Source organism: Puribacter membranae (assembly GCF_055380425.1).
On the sequence record NZ_AP040167.1, the window covers coordinates 157,158 to 177,568 of the forward strand.

The window sequence follows — 20,411 nt, forward strand, 5'->3', positions numbered from 1 at the left end:
TTTGTCAATGCCGTAGGGACGGTGATTTTAATCGCTAAAACCTTGAGTTTACGGTAAAATATGGATCGAAATTTTCGATCATGGGTTCGCCCAATGAGTCGTGTCTCATTGGGCGTTTTCCATTGCATATCCCCACTTTTGAAAGAGCATCATGACAGCCAATGCACTGTATGCCACCTCGATTAAATCCCTGCCGCTATTGGCCAAAGGTAAAGTTCGCGACACCTACATCATTGACGACGATCATTTACTGATGATTACCACCGATCGCTTGTCTGCGTTTGACGTGGTGATGAATGAGCCGATTCCAAATAAAGGCAAAGTGCTCAATCAAATGAGCAATTTTTGGTTCGCGCAGCTGCACGACGTGGTGCCGAATCATTTGACCGGCATTGATCCGAGCTCCGTGGTCGCGCCGGATGAGGTCGAGCAGGTGCGCGGTCGCTCGGTCGTGGTCAAACGCCTCAAACCGATTTTGGTTGAAGCGGTTGTGCGCGGTTACATCATCGGTACGGGTTGGAAAGACTATCAAGCTACCGGCAAAGTCTGCGGCATCGAGCTGCCCGCCGGTTTGCAATTGGCCGAAAAGCTGCCGCAACCGCTGTTCACGCCCGCTGCGAAAGCCGATGTGGGCGAGCACGACGAAAACATCAGCTTTGATGAGGTGAAACAACGCATCGGTGCGGAATTGGCCGAGCAAATTCGTGACGTGAGTTTCGCTCTGTATCAGCGTGCTGCCGATTACGCCGCGGGCAAAGGCATCATCATTGCCGATACCAAATTTGAATTCGGCTTGGACAAAAACGGCGTGCTGCACGTGATGGACGAAGTGCTGACCGCCGACTCCTCACGCTACTGGCCAGCCGATGAGTACAAAGTGGGCATTTCACCGCCGAGCTATGACAAACAATACGTGCGCGACTATCTCGAAACGCTGGATTGGAACAAAGCACCGCCAGCACCGACTTTACCGCAAAATGTGATTGACGCCACAGCAGCGAAATACCGAGAAGCACTGGTGAAAATTACCGGACACGATTTGGCAGTATGAGCGTAAAGGTGCATGGAGGCGCATGGTATGCGCCCTTGTCCCTTGTACGAGATAAAGGAATCATATGAATACAGCAACCCTCAATACTTCCGTGATGATCGGCATCCTCATGGGCAGCAACTCCGACTGGCCGATCATGAAGCAAGCCGCCGAAATGCTCGAACAATTCGGCGTGGCGTTTGAGGCCAAAGTCGTCTCCGCACACCGCATGCCCGACGACATGTTTGACTACGCCGAAAAAGCGCACGAGCGCGGTATTCGCGCGATCATCGCCGGTGCGGGCGGTGCGGCGCATTTGCCCGGAATGCTCGCGTCCAAAACCATCGTTCCCGTGTTTGGCGTGCCCGTCCCGACCAAACATTTGGGCGGACAAGATTCGCTGTACTCGATTGTGCAAATGCCCAAAGGTGTGCCGGTAGCGACCTTCGCGATTGGCGAAGCGGGCGCGGCAAACGCGGCGCTGCACGCGATTGCCAACCTCGCCATGACCGACGCGGCGCTGGCGCAAAAACTCACCGAGTTCCGTGCGAGACAGTATGAGCATGCGGCGGGGATGGTGTTGGCATAATTTCTTATTTGCTACAAACGTTGCCCTCGCCCGCTTGCGGGAGAGGGGAGTTAACAAGCAGTTATGAGCGCTATTAGAATGACTCCTATGATGAAATCACTCACACAACCCATTGCACCTCCAGCCATTTTAGGCGTACTCGGGGGCGGTCAGCTCGGTCGCATGTTCGCGCAGTCGGCGCAGGCCATGGGCTATACGATCTGGGTGCTTGACCCTGATTCCAACAGTCCGGCGGGGCAGTTGGCCAATCGTCATTTATGCGCGGCGTATGATGATGCGGCGGCGTTGGCTGAATTGGCGGCGAACTGTGCGGCGATCACCACGGAGTTTGAAAACGTACCGGCGGATGTGTTGCGTGGGTTGGGTGAACGTGTGCCCGTTGCGCCATCGGGTAATGCGGTGGCGATTGCGCAGGATCGCATCGTTGAAAAAGAGTTTTTGCAAAAAGGCGGCGTGGCCGTCGCGCCGTATGCCGTGATTCGCACGGCAGAGGAGTTGGCTCTGGCGCAGGCGCGCAGCGAGTTATTTCCCGCGATTTTAAAAACGGCGCGTTTGGGCTATGACGGTAAAGGACAAGTTTCGGTCAAAACAGCGGATGATTTGGCGGCGGCGTGGGCGCAGCTGAATCAAGTGCCATGCGTATTGGAGCAGCGTTTGCCTTTGGCTTTTGAGGTCTCGGCCTTGCTCGCGCGTGGTTGGAGTGGCGACGTGGCGCACTATGCGCTGGCGCAAAACGTGCATCGTGATGGGATTTTGCATACCTCGACGGTGCCAGCACCGAGTGCGTCGGCTGAATTGACCGCGACGGCGCAGCAGGCCGCACAAAAAATCGCTGAGGCGATGGGCTATGTGGGCGTGCTGTGTGTTGAGTTTTTTATCTTGCAGGATGGCTCGCTGGTGGCGAACGAAATGGCGCCGCGTCCGCATAACTCGGGGCATTACACGCAAAATGCCTGCCTGACCAGTCAGTTTGAACAGCAGGTGCGTGCAATGGCCGGATTGCCGCTGGGCGCGAGCTTTCAGCATAGCCCGACGGTGATGTTGAATATTTTGGGGGATGTGTGGTTTGACGCGAATGATGCACAACGCAATCCCGATTGGGCGGGCGTATTGTCGCAGGTGGATAGCTTTGTGCATTTGTATGGCAAAGCCGAACCGCGCCGCGCACGCAAAATGGGGCATGTGAATTTCGTGGGCAAACGGATGGAAGCCGTGATCGAGCGTACCGAGGCGGCGATGCGCATTTTGGGTTTGAGTGGTGGCGTACGTGACTAATGTGACTGATGTGATTGATTCTGTGCGTACTCAGGTGCTGTTGGCCGCAGAAAAATTGGCGGCGGGCGAGGTCACTGGTTTACCGACCGAGACGGTGTATGGTTTGGCGGCGGATGCGGCAAACCCATCGGCAGTGCGCGAGATTTTCACGATCAAAAACCGTCCGAGCACGCACCCGCTGATCACGCATATTGCGGCGGATGCGGACATTGGCTATTGGATTGACGCCGCGCGCATGAGCGAGGACATGTGGCGTTTGACGCGTGCTTTGATGGCGGCGTTTTTTCCCGGGCCGCTGACATTGGTGCTGCCCAAACACCCGCAGATTGATGCGACTGTCACGGGTGGGCAGGATACGATTGCATTTCGTTCACCGAATCATGTGCTGTTTCAGGATGTTTTGGCGCAGTTGGCGGTGTTAAAAAATACGCCAAACGTGGGCATTGCCGCACCGTCGGCGAACCGTTTCGGGCGCGTCAGTCCGACCCGTGCGGCGCATGTGCGCGAAGAGTTCGAGCATGCGGTTTGGGTGCTGGATGGCGATGCGTCGGTGATTGGTATTGAGTCAACGATTGTGGATTTGACTTCGGGCGTGCCGCGCATTTTGCGTTTTGGGCATATTACGCCGCAAGATATTGAACGGGTGACGGGCGTAACGCCGATTTTGCCGGAAAATGCGGGCGATGCGCCACGGGTGTCGGGCAGTTTGCTGGCGCATTATGCACCGAGCACACCGATGATGTGGCTGGATGAGTTGGCGCCTGAGGATTGGGCAAAGGGTGCGGGGTTGGTGTATTCGGAGCGCTCGGAGTACTCTGAGGCGCAGGGACGCGTTATGCGTTTATCGGCAAATCCCCATGAATATGCGCGTGGTTTGTACCACGCTTTGCGGCAGTTGGACACATGGGGTGTGACGCGCATTGCGGTGGAGCGCCTGCCTGATGATGCGGCTTGGGATGCGGTGCGCGATCGGCTGAATCGGGCGATTGTCGGCTCAAATTTGCCGTCATCAGCGCCGATTCATCTAACAAAGGAATATCATGAATGACACGATTGTAACTGCGCCTGCGAGTGAACCTGTGATCCAGTGGGATGATGAGATGGTGCTCGGCAATGCACAATTGGATGCAGTGCATCATGAAATGAGCGATTTGCTCAATCGTTTGGCCATGACGCCCGAATCCGAATTGCTCGGCGTATTGGACGAGTGCATTGCACATACGCGCGCGCATTTTGATTTGGAAGAGGGCTGGATGGCGCGTCTGAGTTTTCCTGCGGCGGGCTGTCACATCAGCGAGCACAATCAGGTATTTGGCGTGATGCGTCAGGTGCGCGAGTGCGTGGTAAACGGCGACACGCAGTATGCCTATGTGCTGGCGAAAGAGTTGGGCGCTTGGTTGCGCATTCATGCGAGCACGATGGATTATGCTTTAACGTACTTTATCGAATCAACCAACGCGGATTTGAGTCAACCGGCCTCCGCGGACCAAGTTCAACAGCTCACGGGGAATGACGGTTGTGGCTGTGGCAGCGCCGATCAGAATGAAGAAAACAGCGAAAAATAATTCAAAAAGCGAGCGTTTGGCATGATGGTACGTGTAGATACCAGATCATGCGTGGCCAAAATGTTGCATAAATGTTTATGCTCAAATTAAAATAATCAATAAAATCATTGAGTTATCTAAATAATTAAAAATATTTTTAAAAAAACTCATAATTTCTGCAAATATTCGATCAATTTTTTAAGATATTGTGTCATAAACCGGTTACATTTTTGAAAAACTGGGAGTACAATAACTCACACTGGATGGTTAAAGCAGTACAAATGAGTGCAAAATCATCACTTTTTTGGCCTGTTTGCACCTTTCGGCGATTATGACCGAAGCAATCGGCACGTCCGCGCAGAGCGCGTAATTTTTTGGAGAATGTACAATGAAAAAACTATTGACCTTGGGTTTAGCAGTTGCAAGTGCAGTAACCATGATGGCTTGTGGCGGTAAGCAGGCAGAGACCAAACCGGCTGATGCTGCTCCTGCAGCGGGTGCAGCACCTGCAGCGGGCACGCCGATGATCGGTGTAACCATTTACAAATACGATGACAACTTCATGTCATTCGTGCGTCGTGCGATCGAAACCTTGTCAGCAGGCAAAGCCACTTTGTCTATGAACGACTCGCAAAACGACCAAGCGAAACAAAATAACCAAGTAGACACCATGATTGCCAAAGGCGCGAAATCATTGGCGATTAACTTGGTTGACCCGCAAGCGGCGGCTACCGTTATTTCCAAAGCAAAAACAGCGAATTTGCCAGTGGTGTTCTTTAACAAAGAACCAAAGGCAGACGTTTTGGCTGCGTGCGATAAATGCTGGTATGTCGGTACTAAATCCGAAGAATCAGGCATTTTGCAAGGTCAGTTGATCGCTAAAGAATGGGCTGCCAACAAAGCTAAATGGGACAAAAATAAAGACGGCAAAATCCAAATGGTGATTTTGAAAGGTGAGCCGGGTCACCCAGACGCAGAAGCACGTACCACATTCATGCAAGAAGAGTTGAAAAAAGCCGGTATCGAAGTGGAAGTACTCGAATTGCAAACCGCGATGTGGGACACTGCTAAAGCGAACAACTTGATGGACGCTTGGCAAGCCAAACACGGCGATAAAATTGAATTTGTTGTAGCGAATAACGACGGTATGGCGATGGGTGCACTCAACTCATTGCAAGCCAAAGGCTACTTCAAAGACGGCAAATTCATGCCGGTAGTCGGTGTAGACGCGATTCCTGACGCTTTGGCGAAAATCAAGAGCGGTGAAATGGTCGGTACCGTATTGAACGACGCGAAAAACCAAGGTAAAGCGACTTTTGAGTTGGCTCTGAATGCTGCAACGGGTAAAGACCCATTGGCAGGTACTTCATGGAAACTCGATGGTAAAGCGGTTCGCGTACCATACGTGATCGTGACCAAAGACAATTTGCAAGTCGGCGAAGACGCTTACAAATAATTGAAACCACAAACGATGTCATTGCAAAGTGACATCGTTTTGTTTCATGCGAGACAAAAGAAGTTGCGGTCGATGTTTCAACAAACGTTGCCGCAACTTTCATAAGTACAAAAGTCGGAGGGACTATGGCTGTTTCTGAAAATGTCCACAGCAATCAAAACCCCAGTTACCTGCTCTCAATGCAGGGCATTTCGAAAAGCTTTCCGGGGGTTAAGGCACTGGACGATGTGCATCTGAATGTTCGTCCGGGTACGGTTCATGCACTCATGGGCGAAAACGGCGCGGGCAAATCCACGCTGATGAAATGCTTGTTCGGTATCTACCATCCCGATGCAGGCGAAGTATTATTAGATGGTCAAAAAATTCAATTCACCAATGCCAAACAGGCGCTCGAATCGGGTGTGGCAATGGTGCATCAAGAGCTCAATCAAGTGCGTCAGGCATCTATCGTTGACAATATTTGGTTGGGACGTTTCCCTAAAAAGGGCTTGTTCACAGACGAAGCGAAAGCCTACCAAGACACCAAAGAGATTTTTAAATCGCTGGATATTCAGCTCGATCCGCACACCAAAGTCGGCGATTTGTCAGTATCCGCGATGCAGATGGTGGAAATTGCCAAAGCCGTTTCCTATCACTCCAAAGTATTGGTGCTGGACGAGCCGACTTCCTCTTTGACTGAGAAAGAAGTGGCGCATTTGTTCCGCATCATCGACACGCTCAAAGAACGCGGCGTCGGCATCGTCTATATCTCGCACAAGATGGAAGAAATTCTGAAAATTGCCGACGATGTGACGGTGATGCGTGATGGTCAATGGGTCGCGACGGAGCGAGCCGAAAATCTGACCACCGACAAAATCATCAGTTTGATGGTGGGGCGTGATTTGACGCACCGCTTCCCACCGAAAACCAATAAACCGGCTGAAACGATTCTTGAGGTCAAAGGGTTGACTGCATTGAATCAACCATCGATTCAGGATGTCACTTTCAATCTGCACAAAGGCGAGATTTTGGGTGTGGCCGGTCTGGTCGGCTCCAAACGCACGGAAATCGTTGAAACCTTGTTCGGTCTGCGTCCGATTAAATCCGGTGACATCTTGCTACATGGTAAGAAAATCCGCAATCGCGACAGCCGCGCAGCCACCGAGAACGGTTTTGCCTTGGTGACTGAGGAGCGTCGTCAAACCGGTATTTTCAGTATGCTGGATATCAACTTCAACTCCACCATTGCCAATATGGGGCACTACGTGAAGTTTGGTATCTTGAGCGATAAACAACGTGGCAAAGACACCAAATGGGTGATTGACTCGATGCGTGTGAAAACCCCGAATCAAAAAACGCAAATCGGTACATTGTCCGGCGGTAATCAGCAAAAAGTGATTTTGGGTCGCTGGCTGTTGACCGGTCCGGAGGTATTGATGCTGGACGAGCCGACGCGCGGGATTGACGTGGGTGCGAAATACGAGATTTACCAGTTGATGATTGATTTGGCGAACAAAGACAAGGGCATCATCATGATCTCATCCGAAATGCCGGAGTTGCTCGGCGTGACGGATCGCATTTTGGTCATGAGTAATGGTCGCGTTGCTGGTATCGTCAATACCGCAGAAACCACGCAAGAAGAAATTATGGCTTTATCGGCCAAATACTTGTAATCGCAAGAGTATGTTAGGAGAAAAAAATGAGTAAAGCTTTAACGAGTAAGTCGATAGGTCAGTTTTTACTGGACAATGCGATTACCATCGTTTTGTTACTGTTGGTGGCAGTGTTTGTGTACAACGACCCGAGCTTCCTGTCGCTGGTCAACTTGACCAATATTTTGTCGCAGGCTTCGACCAACGTGATTATTGCCTTGGGTGTGGCCGGTCTGATCGTGACGCAGGGTACGGACTTGTCCGCCGGCCGCATGGTGGGTTTGTCCGCGGTTGTGGCGGCATCATTGCTGCAATCACCGGATAATGTGAGCCGTATGTACCAGCATTTGCCGGGCATTTTAGCGAATCAATATATCATTGTTGCCTTGATTGTCGCCTGTATCATCACCGCGTTCTTGGGCTTTTTGAATGGTTTCGTGATCGCTAAATTGAAAGTGACACCGTTCATTACCACCTTGGGTTCGATGATTATCATCTACGGTTTGTCATCCATGTATGTCGATCGTGAGCCGATGGGTGCGCAACCGATTGGTGGTTTGGCCACGCACTATACCGAGTTTGCACAGGGTGGTTTTCGCATCGGTAGTTTGATGGTGCCGTATCTGGTGATCTACGCCACGGCAGTGACCATTTTTATGTGGATTCTGTGGAACAAAACGCGCTTTGGTAAAAACCTGTTCGCGGTCGGTGGCAATCCCGAAGCAGCAGCGGTATCGGGCGTGAATATCACCAAAACATTGTTGATCGTTTATACCTTGGCCGGTGCCTTGTACGGTTTTGCCGGTACATTGGAAGCGGCGCGTGTCGGCTCTGCTACCAACAACACCGGTAATATGTACGAGTTGGACGCAATCGCAGCCTGTGTGGTCGGTGGCGTGTCGTTCAGTGGTGGTGTGGGTAAAATCAGCGGCGTGGTCATCGGTGTGTTGATGTTCCAAGTCATTAGCTATGGTTTGAACTTCTCCGGTGTATCGCCATACTGGCAATATGTGATCAAAGGCCTGATCATCATCTCTGCCGTTGCTTTGGATACCCGTAAATATCTGAAGAAAACCTAATGACACTTCGGTAGCCAGAGCTTTCTGGCTGCAGAATCAAAGGGCACGGGTTTCAGGGATGAAACACCGTGCCTTTGTACTTAAGGGGGAAATATGGATTTAACAGAACTCAAACAACAATTCCAAGGCTATTTTAACGAGGCAGCGAGCTACGTTGCCTTTGCACCCGGGCGCGTGAATCTGATCGGTGAATATACGGATTTTAACGGCGGTTATGTATTTCCCTGTGCTTTGGGTAACGGCACATACGCCTTGGCCTCCAAACGCACCGATCGCACGGTGCGCGTGGTCTCGGTGAATTTTGAATCCGTCGGCATCATCGAGTTTGCCTTGGACGATTTGGCATTTGATAAACAGCGCCACTGGGCGAATTATCCCGCCGGTGTATTTGCCATGCTGATGGCGGATGGAGTGCGCTTCGCACATGGCTTGAATATTTTGTTCGCGGGTGATATTCCGAATGGCGCGGGTTTGTCCTCCAGCGCGTCCATCGAGTTGGTGACAGCGGTGTTGCTGCGCGATGTGTATGGCTTTGAGCGCACGCAATTGCAATTGGTGCAACTGTCGCAACGCTCGGAAAATCAGTTCAACGGCATGAACTGCGGCATCATGGATCAATTTGCCTCGGGCATGGGGCGCGCCGATCATGCCTTGTTATTGAACACCGCGACGTTGGATTATCAAACCGTGCCAGTGCAGCTGGGCGAGCAATACACCTTGCTGATCGCCAATACCAATAAGCGCCGCGAATTGGCCGACTCGAAATATAACGAGCGCCGCGCCGAGTGCGAAGCCGCATTGGCCGATTTGCAAACTATGGTTTCGATCAAGGCGCTGTGCGAATTGACGGTGGCGCAGTTTGCGCAACACGAACACGTCATTCAAAACGATTTGGCTCGCCAACGCGCGCGTCATGTGATTGGTGATAATCAGCGTACTTTACAGGCCGTGAGCGCGCTCACATCGGGAGATATCGCGACGTTTGGGCAATTGCTCAATGCCTCGCATCGCTCGCTGCGCGATGATTTTGCCGTGACGGGCGAGCATTTGGATGCACTGGTGCAGGCGGCGTGGGATCACGGTGCGGTCGGTGCGCGCATGACCGGCGCGGGTTTTGGCGGATGCAGTGTGATGATCGTGCGTACGGACGAGTTGGAGGCATTCAAGCAGAATGTGGCGCAGCAATACGAATCAGTCACCGGTATGGCGCCGACGTTTTACGACGTGCGCATTGGTAACGGTGCGCGTATGCTCGAATCTGCATAAGAAAAACTAAATAAAGGAAGATCATCTCATGACGCAAATGGAGGTCAATCACGCACTGCATACCCTGATGCGCTACGGGCGCGAGCAGGGGCTGTATGCTGCGGCGGATGAATACGAGGTGCGCCACCGATTGCTGGCGGTATTGCAATTGGATGCGTGGCCGGATGACGGCGAGGCGCAGTTGGTTGCATTGGGGCAGATTCAGCCGGTGTTGGATGTGTTGGTGGCCGATGCATTTGTGCGCGGGGTGATTCCCAACGACGGTATCACGCAGCACGATTTGCTTGATACCGCGCTGATGGGCTGTCTTGTGGCGCCACCGTCGGTGATTCAAGCCGCATTTGCGCATGAATACGCGAGCAGTCCGCAGGCAGCGACGCGGTATTTTTACCAGCAGTCGCGCGCGAGCAATTACATTCGCATGGCGCGTGTGGCGAAAAACAATTGCTGGAAACATCGCTGTGCCTATGGTGAGTTGGACATCACGATCAATCTGTCCAAGCCGGAAAAAGATCCGAAAGCGATCATTGCCGCAGGGCAAGCCAAAAGCGCTTCGTACCCGAAATGCCTGCTGTGCCGTGAAAACGAGGGCTACGCCGGACGCATGGATCATCCGGCGCGGCAGAATCTGCGCTTGATTCCATTGACGCTGAACAATGAACCCTGGTTCTTGCAGTATTCGCCGTATGAGTATTACAACGAGCATTGCATCGTGCTCAAGGCCGAGCACGAGCCGATGAAACTGACGCGCGCGACTTTTGTGCGCTTGCTGGATTTTGTCGCGCTGTTCCCGCATTACTTCCTCGGCTCGAACGCCGACTTGCCGATCGTCGGCGGCTCGATCTTGAGCCACGATCATTTTCAGGGGGGCTGTTACGAGTTTGCCATGAGCCGCGCCGAGGTAGAGCATGCTTTTGTCTGGCCGAAATATACGGATATCGAAGTGCAGCAATTGATTTGGCCGATGAGCGTGCTGAGATTGCGTGGCCAAAATGCGGCGCAGTTGGTCGATGCGGCGGATGAATTATTGAACAATTGGCGCGGGTACAGCGACGCGGCGGTGGGGATTTTTGCGCAGACCCATGACACGCCACACAACACCGTCACACCGATTGCGCGTATGCGCGAGGGTGTGTTTGAACTGGATTTGGTGCTGCGCAATAACCGCACGAGCGACGAGCATCCGCTGGGGATTTTTCATCCGCACACGGAGCTGCACCACATCAAAAAAGAAAACATTGGTTTGATCGAAGTAATGGGCTTGGCAGTTTTGCCCGACCGTTTGCAGACGGCGTTGCAGCATTTGGCGGCGTGTTTGCGCGGCGAGGATGCGCTGTCGAACCATCCTGAGCTGGCGGTGCATGCGGATTGGTTCGCGCAGATTGCGCCGAAGTATGTGGCAGGAACGGATGCGCAGGATTATTTGAAATCCGCCATCGGGGCGGTATTTGTGCAGGTTTTGACCGACGCGGGCGTGTACAAACGTGACGCGGCGGGGCAGGCGGGCTTTGCGCGCTTTATCGAGCAGTTGATTCAGTAAGGTATTCTGGCTTATGCAAACAGTAGCTATCCGGTCGTTTGAAACACAGATCGCAGCGCACACCGTCACGGTGTATGAGTTGCGCTGTGCTTCGGGCTTTAGCGTACAGTTGATGAACTGGGGTGCGAGTGTGTTGGACATTCGCATGCCCGATAAAACGGGACAAATCGAAAGTATCGTGCTGGGTTTTGCCGATCACCAGGATTATGCGCACAATCCGTCGTATCTGGGTGCAACCATCGGACGCACGGCAGGGCGCATTGCGCGGGGTCGCTATCCTTTGAACGGTGTGGTGCAGCAACTACCGCTCACTCAAGGCGCGCATGTATTGCACGGCGGATCGAACGCGATGTCGCATCAATTGTGGCAGCACCGCGCGCAGCAATTGCCCGATGGCCGTGCGCAGGTGGTGTTTTCGCTGCTAAGTTCGGCGGGGGAAAATGGCTATGCGGGCAATTTGGCGATTGAACTGACGTATACTTTGGATCACGCACAGCGCTTGACGCTGCACTATCGCGCGATGACCGATGCGCCGACATTGTGTAATCTCACGCACCACAGTTACTTCAATTTGTCGGGTAATGCGCGTGATACGGTTCACGCGCATCAGCTGCACATCCATGCGGATGCCGTGTGTGCGATGAGTGACGAGCTGCTGGTCAATGGTGATGAATGGATGGTGACGGATAGCGATTTTGACTACCGCCGGTCGCGCGCTGTGGCGGATATATTGAACAGCGCCGACCCGCGCATCACGCAGGCGCGAGGCGTTGACCACTACTTTATTTTTGACCGCGTGGATACGGCGCGTGCGCAAGTGACGCTGTGCGAGCCGAACAGCGGGCGGCGTTTGCGCGTGTACACCGATCAGCCGTGCGCGGTGCTGTATGCGCATAATTATGCGGCGGGCGAATGCTTGCGTGATGGTGTGGAGGGGCGGCCCTACGATGCGCTGTGCATCGAAACGCAACTGTACCCACACCGAGCGAAAAGCAACGGCGACCATCCGGCGCGGCTGTTGCCTGATGAAGAATACCGTCACGAATGCGTATACGCATTTGATGTAATGAACTCAAGTGACGAACCCAAGTGACGAACTAAACTAAGGAGGAGCGAGCATGTATTTAGGCGTTGACTACTACCCCGAGCATTGGCCGGTCGAAATGATGGACGAGGACATGCGCCGCATGCGCGAGATGGGCTGCAACATCATTCGCATCGGCGAATTCGCGTGGCAAAAGATGGAGCCGATTGAAGGGCAATTTGATTTCTCGTTTTTCGATCAGGTGATAGCCAAAGCCAAAGCGCACGAACTCAAAGTGATGTTTGGTACGCCGACCGCGACCTTTCCTGCGTGGTTGGCAAAAACGCATCCGTCGATTTTGGCGCAGGAAATGAATGGCGAGGTACGTGTATTCGGCGGGCGACGACAATATTGCTACAACTCGCGCGTGTACCAACAATACACCGAAAAAATCGTCAGCAAGCTGGTCAAACATTATGCGAAGGAACCGGCCATCATCGCGTGGCAAATGGACAATGAAATCGGTCACGAAGGCTCGGATCAATGCTACTGCGAGCAGTGCCACCTGTCTTTTCAGGACTATTTGCGCGACGCGTATGAGGACGACATCGGGCGTCTGAATGAGGCCTACGGCACGATATTTTGGGGGCAAACCTACACCGATTTTGCGCAGATCCCGATGCCGGTTCACACCGTGACCACGCATAATCCGGCGCTGCGCTTGGACTGGGCGCGCTTTCGCTCGGACAGCATCAATGCCTTTGCCAAAATGCAAATTGATTTGATCAAGGCCCATCGTGGCGCGCATCAACAAGTCACACACAACCTGTTCGGCGGATTTTTCAATCGCGCGTATGACCAAAATATCATGGCGGCAGAGCTGGATTTCGTCTCCTATGACAATTATCCCGTTTGGGGCGGGTTAAAAGAACCGCTCAAGCCCGCCGAAATCGCCATGACGCTGGACTACATACGCGGGCTGAAGCAGCAAAACTTCTGGATTGTCGAGCAGCTCATGGGTGCGCAAGGTCACAACCACATCGGCTATTTGCCACGTCCGAAGCAGGCTCAACTCTGGGCGTATCAGGCGATGGCGCGCGGTTGTGACAATATGCTGTTTTTCCGCTGGCGCGGTATGGATCGCGGCGCGGAGCAGTTTTGCCTCGGTATCCTTGATATTGACAATGAAACCGGTCGTAAATACCGCGAAGTGCAGGAATTCATGCATGATGTCGCGCAGCAGCCGAGTTTGAGTACGCCGATTCATGCCGATGTTGCCGTGCTGTATGACTATGACAATATTCAATCGTGGGCGATTCAACAGCAATCCGATGCGTTTGACTTTACGCAGGAGCTCATGCGGCTGTATGCGCCGTTTCACGCGGCCAATGTCATGACCGATGTGATCAGTACGGCAAAGGATTTTTCGGGCTACAAAGTCGTGGTGCTGCCGGTGATGCAAATTATGGACGAATCGTTGGCGCAGCGTCTGCGCGCATTCGTCGCAGGCGGTGGCGTGCTGCTCATGGGCTATCGTAGCGCGATTAAAAATCGCCAAAACAATCTGCATCGTTTCATGCCTACGCCTGCGTTCATTCACGATCTGCTCGGTGGACGGGTGCGTGAAAGCGAATCGCTCGGTAACGGCATCTCTGCACCCGTGGTCGCCCAAGGTGGCTATCCGCGGGCTGTGGCAACGGTTTGGCGCGATATGATTGAGCCGGGCGAAGGCGTGCAGGTGCTGTATCGCTACGACGATAAATTCTACAAAGACTACGCCTGCGTCACAGTGAATGCCTATGAGCGGGGCTTTGTCTACTGGGTTGGCGCGGGGCTGGATGAAACCACGATGAGTGATGTGGTCGGACGGGTTTTGGAGCAAGCGGGTATAGCCGATAAGACCATAGTGGATCGTTTGGAGCGCATTGAGCGTGGCGAGGGGCAGAATGGTATGGCTTGGTATTTGAACCATACCTCGCACCCACAGACCGTTGAGTTTCGCACCATTGCGCCGTACTCGGTGCTCAAGCGCACATTATCGGATGAGCCGTAATAAAAAACCGCACGGTCATGATTCATCCATCGTGCGGTTCAGATTATAGACAAACCTCTGTTTTTTTACCTCTCACCCGTTTACGGGAGAGAGGCAAGGGGAGAAGGACTTTATCAACGGCCTCAACCGCACGATCTTTGTGCGGTTTTTTTTGAGTCGAGCTGATTAGCTGAAAAATACCAACAGCAGGGCAATGATGGCGGGCAATGCCTGCTTGAGGATGATTTGCTTGGACACAGTGAAGCCACCGTATAGACCTGCGACGATCACGCAGCCCAAGAAAAATACCGCGACGCGCACTTGCCAAATTGGGTCGGCGATCATCAGCGACCAGAACAAACCTGCGACCAGAAAACCATTGTACAGCCCTTGGTTGGCCGCCATATTTTTAGTGGCGGTGAACATGGCGTCGGGCATGGCGCCTTTGAATACTTTTTTACCGACGGTTTCCCACGCGAACATCTCCATCCAGCAGATGAATAGGTGCTCTAAGGCAACTAGGGCGACAAAGACGCAGGCAATTAAACTCATATATTTCCTTATAAACGATGTCAGCACTCCAATCAATCGGTGCTGTATTGTTAAAAAAAGATAAACAATTACTTAAGTAAATCGATTACATCTTAACTTATTTTTCTAAAATATCAATCCACCTGTCTTTCGATTATTTAAATTTTGCTTGAAATTAGTCTTAAATTTTACTATTATATGGTTTTGGTAATTTTTAGGACTAATTGTGAATGAGATTTATAATTTTGAACAACTGGGTAGGCAGATCAGTGAAGTGGATCATGTGATTGATCGCTGGATTAAAAAATTGGGTTTGAACTATAACAGTTATGCTGTTTTATATTCGCTGGCGTCATCCGAGGATTTCAAAACGACACAGAAGCAGATTTGTGAGGATTGGATGCTACCCAAACAGACTGTTTTTAATGTTTGTAAAGAATTTAGAGAGAGAGGATGGATTGAGTTGATTGACAGTCCGCACGATAAGCGAGAGCGGATTTTACATTTGACACCGCAGGGAAAAGCCAAGGCGATGCCTGTGTTTCACGCTTCTCAGACACTGAGCGAGCGTACATTTAATATTTTTGGAGAAGAGCGCTCTGCGCGCTTGTTCACTTTGTTGGCCGAATTCTGTGAAGCCTGCGGACAGGAAATAGACAAAATGCCTTTTGAAAAGGATGCATCATGTGGCAGGCTGTAAGAACGATTGGTATGGATTATCGGAAAAAACTACTGATAACCTTTATCTTTGTGGCGTTGGAAAATATATTGTTTTTGGTTTATCCAATCTTTGGCGGTTTTGCGGTTAATGCCGTAATGCAAGGCCATGTATGGCAGGCACTTACTTATGCGCTTTTAGTTTTGGTCATGTGGTTGATCGGTGCAGCCCGACGTAGCGTGGACACACGTACATTTGCACGAATTTATAGTGAAATAGCGGTGCCTGTTATTGTGAAACAGCGATTACAAGGGCAAAGCGCTTCATCCATTTCTGCTCGGGTTGCCTTGTCTCGGGAGTTTGTCGATTTTTTTGAAATGCATCTGCCCACGGCAATTACTTCCTTGGTATCCATTTTTGGTGCTTGCTTGATGCTGCTTGTATCGGAGTTTTGGATTGGCGTAATGACGGTTGTCATATTGGCGGTGTTCTCTTTGCTGCTTCCCGGTTTCACCCGTATCAGCGGCAGATTGTATTTGGCTTTAAATGATCGTTTGGAAAAAGATGTTGATATGATCGGTTACGCGTCCGAAAAAGGATTGCGCAAACATTATGGTTAAATTGCAAAAATCAATCGTAATAGCGCTGCAGGCTGATTCATGGCTTTTTGTTGACGAGTGATAACAGCAGATGGTTGCTGTGTAATAGCATGTTTGTGCTGCTTAATCAAAAATGTGAAAAGCCCTTGTTTGAAGGGCTTTTCGTTGTTGTGTCGGACGGTTTGAGCAGAGGTTTTTCTTATTCCCACTCAATCGTCGCAGGCGGTTTGCCCGAGACATCGTACACCACACGGTTGATGCCGCGTACTTCGTTGATAATGCGGTTCGAGACTTTGCCGAGCAAATCATACGGCAGATGCGCCCAGTGCGCGGTCATGAAGTCCAGTGTCTGTACCGCACGCAGCGCGACGACGTACTCGTAGGTACGGCCGTCGCCCATCACGCCGACCGATTTGACCGGTAGGAATACGGCGAAGGCTTGGCTGGTGAGGTCGTACCAAGTTTTGCCGGATTCAGGATCAACCGTGTTGCGCAATTCTTCGATGAAAATTGCATCGGCACGGCGCAGCAGGTCGGCGTAGTCTTTTTTCACTTCGCCCAAAATCCGAACGCCCAAACCCGGGCCCGGGAAGGGATGTCGGTATACCATTTCGTGCGGCAGCCCCAGAGCGACGCCGAGTTTGCGCACTTCGTCTTTGAACAATTCACGCAGTGGCTCCAGCAATTTCAGGTGCATATCGTCCGGCAGACCACCGACGTTGTGGTGCGATTTGATGTTGTGCGCGCCTTTTTTCGCACCGTGTTTGCCACCGGCGGATTCGATCACGTCGGGGTAAATCGTGCCTTGCGCCAGCCATTTGGCGCTGGTGAGTTTGTGCGATTCAGCGTTGAATACTTCGACGAATTCCTTACCAATGATTTTGCGCTTGGCTTCGGGGTCGGTCACGCCTGCAAGTTTGCCCATGAAATCGTCCACCGCATCGACGCGAATCACTTTCACGCCCAAGTGGTTGGCAAACATATCCATGACCATATCGCCTTCGTTCAGACGCAATAAACCGTGATCGACGAATACGCAGGTGAGCTGGTCGCCAATCGCACGGTGAATCAGTGCGGCGGCCACCGATGAGTCCACACCGCCGGACAGGCCGAGAATGACCTCTTCGTCACCGACTTGCTCACGGATATTCGCAACGGCTTCGGCGATGTAATCGCCCATCGCCCAGTCGGCTTTCGCACCGCAGATGTCTTTGACAAAGCGGGATAACATTGCTTCGCCTTGAACGGTGTGGGTGACTTCCGGATGGAACTGTACGGCGTAGAAACGACGTGCTTCGTCGGCCATACCCGCGATCGGGCAAGCATCGGTTTCGGCCATTAAAGTAAAACCTTCTGGCAAGCGCGATACGGAGTCGCCGTGGCTCATCCAGACGTTGAGCAGGCCGTGGCCGTGTTCGTTGGTTTCGTCTTGAATGCCATCAAACAGTTTTGTATGACCACGCGCACGAATTTTCGCAAAGCCAAATTCGCGCGGTTTACCCAGTGCTTCGGCGGTTTCCACTTTGCCCCCGAGTTGTTCGGCCATGGTTTGCATGCCGTAGCAAATGCCCAAAACCGGCACATCCAATTCAAATACGCTTTGCGGTGCGCGCGGCGTGTCGCCCTCGGTCACGGAGCTCGGCCCGCCGGAGAGAATGATGCCTTTTGCGCCATAGTTGCGGATGAACTCGTCGGAGACGTCGTACGGATAAATTTCAGCAAATACACCGGCGTCGCGCACGCGGCGAGCGATCAATTGGGTCACTTGCGAGCCGAAATCAATGATGAGGATTTTGTCGTGTTGGTTGGACATAATAAATACGATTTTGGTTGGAGTCTATAACGCATCATGGCGCAGGAGATTGTCATGCGCCATGAGGGTGGTTCGGTTGAATTAACGCTTGGCTTTTTTCGCGGGTGCTTGCGTAGAAGGATTTTGGATGCCCGGTGCCAGCAGGTTCAGGCGTTCAACCCATTTTTTTTCATCAATTTTCAAAGGTTTTTTCGAGGCTTTGCCACGCTCAGCCCATTGAACCGTGTAGTAGTCGTTACTGCCTTTGATGGCGGTGATCAATGTGGTTTCGCTTTTGTTTTTGATTGTGCCGCAGCTCAAAACTGCTACGGCGACGGGTATGCCGTTCCCCATAGTGCTTTCCATAAATTTGGTGCCGGCAAAGGAGGTGGGACAAGTTTTTTGAAAATTGAGGACGATGGTGCCGATCAGCGTCATCGGCGTGAGATTTTTATTCGCGGCGGTGTTCTTTAGACCGGTCACGGTAATCACCTGCGTCCAATTATCTGCGTTTTCGCCGATTAAGCCGCGTTCGTGAATATAATTGGTGTCGTTTGCGCGTTCGCTCAATAATTGATTGCTAAAGCCGCTCGGAATGTTGTAAAAAACCTGTTGGCTAAATACATTGGAGAGCGATTTTTCGGTGACATTGGCAGGCGTTTGGGCAAAGGCCAAGGTTGAAGCGCTGCATAACAATGCAAAGGCGGTTTTTTTTAACATGGTGCTTCCCTTTCGATCGGGTAACGGTGATAGGGTTCAAGGATAAAAACACGGCGAACGACAGTTTGTCTTCGCCGTGCTCAATGGTGCTTTAGCCAATGCTGTAATTCGGTGCTTCTTTGGTAATCTGCACATCATGCACGTGCGACTCACGCATACCCGCCGAGGTGATTTCGACGAATTGTGCTTTGGTGCGCAAATCCTCAATCGAGGCGCAGCCGCAATAGCCCATGGATGAACGGATACCGCCGATCAGCTGGTGGACAATGGCCAGTACCGTTCCTTTGTAGGATACGCGGCCTTCGATGCCTTCGGGTACGAGTTTGTCTACGTTGCCTTCGTTGTCTTGGAAATAACGGTCTTTCGAGCCTTGCGCCATCGCGCCGAGGCTACCCATGCCGCGGTATTCTTTGTACGAGCGGCCTTGGAACAGCACGACTTCGCCAGGAGCTTCTTCGGTACCGGCGAACATGGAGCCGAGCATGACGGTGTATGCGCCCGCCGCGAGGGCTTTGGAAATGTCGCCGGAGTAGCGGATGCCGCCATCACCGATCAAGGGTACACCCGTGCCTTCCAAGGCTTTGGCCACGTTGGCAATCGCAGAAATTTGCGGTACGCCGACACCCGCGACGATGCGCGTGGTACAGATGGAGCCAGGGCCAATGCCGACTTTCACGCCGTCCGCGCCGTGTTCTACCAGCGCCAATGCGGCTTCGGCGGTAGCGATATTGCCACCGATCACGTCAATGTGCGGGTAGTGTTCTTTGACCCATTTGACGCGATCGAGAACGCCTTGCGAATGACCGTGTGCGGTGTCAACGATGATGACGTCCACGCCGGCTTGAGCCAGCAGGTGTACGCGTTCGTCGTTTTCAGGGCCGACGCCAACCGCTGCGCCTACACGCAATTGGCCGTGTGCGTCTTTGGTGGCGTTCGGGTGGGTGGTGGCTTTTTGAATGTCTTTGACGGTGATCAGACCGCGCAACTCGTCGTTGTCGTCAATCACCACCACGCGTTCCAAACGGTGTTTGTTGAGCAATCTTTTGGCCACGCTCAAATCATCTTCTTCTTTGACGGTGATCAGGCGCTCGCGTGGGGTCATTTTGTCCACGACTTTGGCGGCCATGTCTTCTTCAAAGCGTAAATCGCGGCTGGTGATGATGCCGACGACTTTTTTATTTGAAACGACTGGGAAGCCGGATACGCCCGCGTCTTGTGCCAATTCGACAATCTGACCGATGGTCATGTCGGGCGTGACGGTGATCGGGTCGCGCAAAACGCCGGATTCAAAGCGTTTGACTTTGGCTACTTCGAGCGCTTGCTTGGCTGGTGTGAGGTTTTTGTGAATGATGCCAATGCCGCCTTCTTGCGCGAGCGCAATCGCCAAGCGTGACTCGGTCACGGTGTCCATGGCCGCGGAAACCAATGGGATATTCAGGGTGATGTTACGCGAGAGCTGTGATTTCAGTGAGGCGTCGCGTGGGAGAATGTTTGAGTAAGCAGGTACGAGAAGTACGTCGTCAAAAGTGAGCGCTTTCTGCATGAGTCGCATGGTGGGGTTCCTTTCGCAAAGCGCGATTATACGGTATTTTTGGTTTTTGCGTGTTAGAATGTTTGCCCTTTATTTTTGCCTTTTGTATGGGTT

Annotated in this window: 18 protein-coding genes; 14 read left to right on the forward strand and 4 right to left on the reverse strand. The window is 52.3% G+C overall.

Going from position 1 to position 20,411, the window contains the following annotated elements:
- Window positions 1-151: 151 nt before the first annotated feature.
- From ACZ41M_RS00755 to ACZ41M_RS00810, 12 genes are all read left to right on the forward strand, one after another.
- Window positions 152-1,051: a phosphoribosylaminoimidazolesuccinocarboxamide synthase gene (locus ACZ41M_RS00755; RefSeq protein WP_464730757.1), complete on the forward strand. Its 900-nt coding sequence runs from the start codon at window positions 152-154 to the stop codon at window positions 1,049-1,051.
- Window positions 1,052-1,115: 64 nt separating this feature from the next.
- Complete coding sequence (gene purE / locus ACZ41M_RS00760; RefSeq protein ID WP_464730756.1) at window positions 1,116-1,619, forward strand: 5-(carboxyamino)imidazole ribonucleotide mutase; 504 nt, start codon at window positions 1,116-1,118, stop codon at window positions 1,617-1,619.
- 78 nt (window positions 1,620-1,697) lie between these two features.
- Entirely contained in the window at window positions 1,698-2,894 is a 1,197-nt protein-coding gene (locus tag ACZ41M_RS00765) for a 5-(carboxyamino)imidazole ribonucleotide synthase (RefSeq protein ID WP_464730755.1), read from the forward strand.
- A complete protein-coding gene (locus tag ACZ41M_RS00770; protein WP_464730754.1) occupies window positions 2,887-3,942 on the forward strand; it encodes an L-threonylcarbamoyladenylate synthase in 1,056 nt (351 codons plus the stop codon). Before ACZ41M_RS00765 ends, ACZ41M_RS00770 begins: the two co-directional genes overlap by 8 nt.
- Window positions 3,935-4,459, forward strand: coding sequence for a hemerythrin domain-containing protein (locus ACZ41M_RS00775; protein ID WP_464730753.1), 525 nt, complete (start codon window positions 3,935-3,937; stop codon window positions 4,457-4,459). Before ACZ41M_RS00770 ends, ACZ41M_RS00775 begins: the two co-directional genes overlap by 8 nt.
- Before the next feature lie 367 nt (window positions 4,460-4,826).
- Complete coding sequence (gene mglB, locus ACZ41M_RS00780) at window positions 4,827-5,894, forward strand: galactose/glucose ABC transporter substrate-binding protein MglB (protein WP_464730752.1); 1,068 nt, start codon at window positions 4,827-4,829, stop codon at window positions 5,892-5,894.
- A 125-nt stretch (window positions 5,895-6,019) separates the two neighbouring features.
- Window positions 6,020-7,546: a galactose/methyl galactoside ABC transporter ATP-binding protein MglA gene (gene mglA, locus ACZ41M_RS00785; protein ID WP_464730751.1), complete on the forward strand. Its 1,527-nt coding sequence runs from the start codon at window positions 6,020-6,022 to the stop codon at window positions 7,544-7,546.
- A 26-nt stretch (window positions 7,547-7,572) separates the two neighbouring features.
- Window positions 7,573-8,604, forward strand: a complete 1,032-nt coding sequence (gene mglC, locus ACZ41M_RS00790; protein WP_464730750.1) for a galactose/methyl galactoside ABC transporter permease MglC — start codon at window positions 7,573-7,575, stop codon at window positions 8,602-8,604.
- 93 nt (window positions 8,605-8,697) lie between these two features.
- On the forward strand, window positions 8,698-9,870 hold the full coding sequence (locus ACZ41M_RS00795; RefSeq protein ID WP_464730749.1) for a galactokinase: 1,173 nt from the start codon (window positions 8,698-8,700) through the stop codon (window positions 9,868-9,870).
- 28 nt (window positions 9,871-9,898) lie between these two features.
- Window positions 9,899-11,410: a UDP-glucose--hexose-1-phosphate uridylyltransferase gene (locus ACZ41M_RS00800; protein WP_464730748.1), complete on the forward strand. Its 1,512-nt coding sequence runs from the start codon at window positions 9,899-9,901 to the stop codon at window positions 11,408-11,410.
- Between the two features lie 13 nt (window positions 11,411-11,423).
- Window positions 11,424-12,503 (forward strand): aldose epimerase family protein, encoded by a 1,080-nt coding sequence (locus ACZ41M_RS00805; protein WP_464730747.1) that lies wholly within the window; start codon window positions 11,424-11,426, stop codon window positions 12,501-12,503.
- A gap of 25 nt (window positions 12,504-12,528) precedes the next feature.
- On the forward strand, window positions 12,529-14,487 hold the full coding sequence (locus ACZ41M_RS00810) for a beta-galactosidase (protein ID WP_464730746.1): 1,959 nt from the start codon (window positions 12,529-12,531) through the stop codon (window positions 14,485-14,487).
- Window positions 14,488-14,652: 165 nt separating this feature from the next.
- On the opposite strand, the gene ACZ41M_RS00815 is transcribed toward ACZ41M_RS00810, so the two are convergent.
- Window positions 14,653-15,018, reverse strand: a complete 366-nt coding sequence (locus tag ACZ41M_RS00815; protein ID WP_464730745.1) for a DUF1304 domain-containing protein — start codon at window positions 15,016-15,018, stop codon at window positions 14,653-14,655.
- A gap of 205 nt (window positions 15,019-15,223) precedes the next feature.
- Between ACZ41M_RS00815 and ACZ41M_RS00820 the strand changes: the two genes are divergently transcribed.
- On the forward strand, window positions 15,224-15,697 hold the full coding sequence (locus ACZ41M_RS00820) for a MarR family winged helix-turn-helix transcriptional regulator (RefSeq protein ID WP_464730744.1): 474 nt from the start codon (window positions 15,224-15,226) through the stop codon (window positions 15,695-15,697).
- Window positions 15,682-16,275, forward strand: coding sequence for an ABC transporter six-transmembrane domain-containing protein (locus ACZ41M_RS00825; RefSeq protein ID WP_464730743.1), 594 nt, complete (start codon window positions 15,682-15,684; stop codon window positions 16,273-16,275). The genes ACZ41M_RS00820 and ACZ41M_RS00825 overlap by 16 nt, the downstream gene beginning before the upstream one ends.
- A gap of 178 nt (window positions 16,276-16,453) precedes the next feature.
- Here ACZ41M_RS00825 and guaA read toward each other — a convergent pair whose 3' ends face one another.
- The 3 genes from guaA to guaB form a co-directional block, all read right to left on the reverse strand.
- Entirely contained in the window at window positions 16,454-18,067 is a 1,614-nt protein-coding gene (gene guaA, locus ACZ41M_RS00830) for a glutamine-hydrolyzing GMP synthase (protein WP_464730742.1), read from the reverse strand.
- 81 nt (window positions 18,068-18,148) lie between these two features.
- Complete coding sequence (locus tag ACZ41M_RS00835; RefSeq protein ID WP_464730741.1) at window positions 18,149-18,766, reverse strand: hypothetical protein; 618 nt, start codon at window positions 18,764-18,766, stop codon at window positions 18,149-18,151.
- A gap of 91 nt (window positions 18,767-18,857) precedes the next feature.
- Entirely contained in the window at window positions 18,858-20,318 is a 1,461-nt protein-coding gene (gene guaB / locus ACZ41M_RS00840) for an IMP dehydrogenase (RefSeq protein ID WP_464730740.1), read from the reverse strand.
- Window positions 20,319-20,411 lie beyond the last annotated feature (93 nt).

Bases quoted from the DNA above. Each gene is read 5' to 3' on its own strand.
- ACZ41M_RS00835 (WP_464730741.1), bottom strand. From the start codon at position 18,766: ATGTTAAAAAAAACCGCCTTTGCATTGTTATGCAGCGCTTCAACCTTG.
- ACZ41M_RS00755 (WP_464730757.1), top strand. From the start codon at position 152: ATGACAGCCAATGCACTGTATGCCACCTCGATTAAATCCCTGCCGCTA.
- ACZ41M_RS00795 (WP_464730749.1), top strand. From the start codon at position 8,698: ATGGATTTAACAGAACTCAAACAACAATTCCAAGGCTATTTTAACGAG.
- guaB (WP_464730740.1), bottom strand. From the start codon at position 20,318: ATGCGACTCATGCAGAAAGCGCTCACTTTTGACGACGTACTTCTCGTA.
- mglC (WP_464730750.1), top strand. From the start codon at position 7,573: ATGAGTAAAGCTTTAACGAGTAAGTCGATAGGTCAGTTTTTACTGGAC.
- ACZ41M_RS00775 (WP_464730753.1), top strand. From the start codon at position 3,935: ATGAATGACACGATTGTAACTGCGCCTGCGAGTGAACCTGTGATCCAG.
- ACZ41M_RS00765 (WP_464730755.1), top strand. From the start codon at position 1,698: ATGACTCCTATGATGAAATCACTCACACAACCCATTGCACCTCCAGCC.
- ACZ41M_RS00815 (WP_464730745.1), bottom strand. From the start codon at position 15,018: ATGAGTTTAATTGCCTGCGTCTTTGTCGCCCTAGTTGCCTTAGAGCAC.
- purE (WP_464730756.1), top strand. From the start codon at position 1,116: ATGAATACAGCAACCCTCAATACTTCCGTGATGATCGGCATCCTCATG.
- guaA (WP_464730742.1), bottom strand. From the start codon at position 18,067: ATGTCCAACCAACACGACAAAATCCTCATCATTGATTTCGGCTCGCAA.
- ACZ41M_RS00810 (WP_464730746.1), top strand. From the start codon at position 12,529: ATGTATTTAGGCGTTGACTACTACCCCGAGCATTGGCCGGTCGAAATG.
- mglB (WP_464730752.1), top strand. From the start codon at position 4,827: ATGAAAAAACTATTGACCTTGGGTTTAGCAGTTGCAAGTGCAGTAACC.
- ACZ41M_RS00825 (WP_464730743.1), top strand. From the start codon at position 15,682: ATGTGGCAGGCTGTAAGAACGATTGGTATGGATTATCGGAAAAAACTA.
- mglA (WP_464730751.1), top strand. From the start codon at position 6,020: ATGGCTGTTTCTGAAAATGTCCACAGCAATCAAAACCCCAGTTACCTG.
- ACZ41M_RS00800 (WP_464730748.1), top strand. From the start codon at position 9,899: ATGACGCAAATGGAGGTCAATCACGCACTGCATACCCTGATGCGCTAC.
- ACZ41M_RS00805 (WP_464730747.1), top strand. From the start codon at position 11,424: ATGCAAACAGTAGCTATCCGGTCGTTTGAAACACAGATCGCAGCGCAC.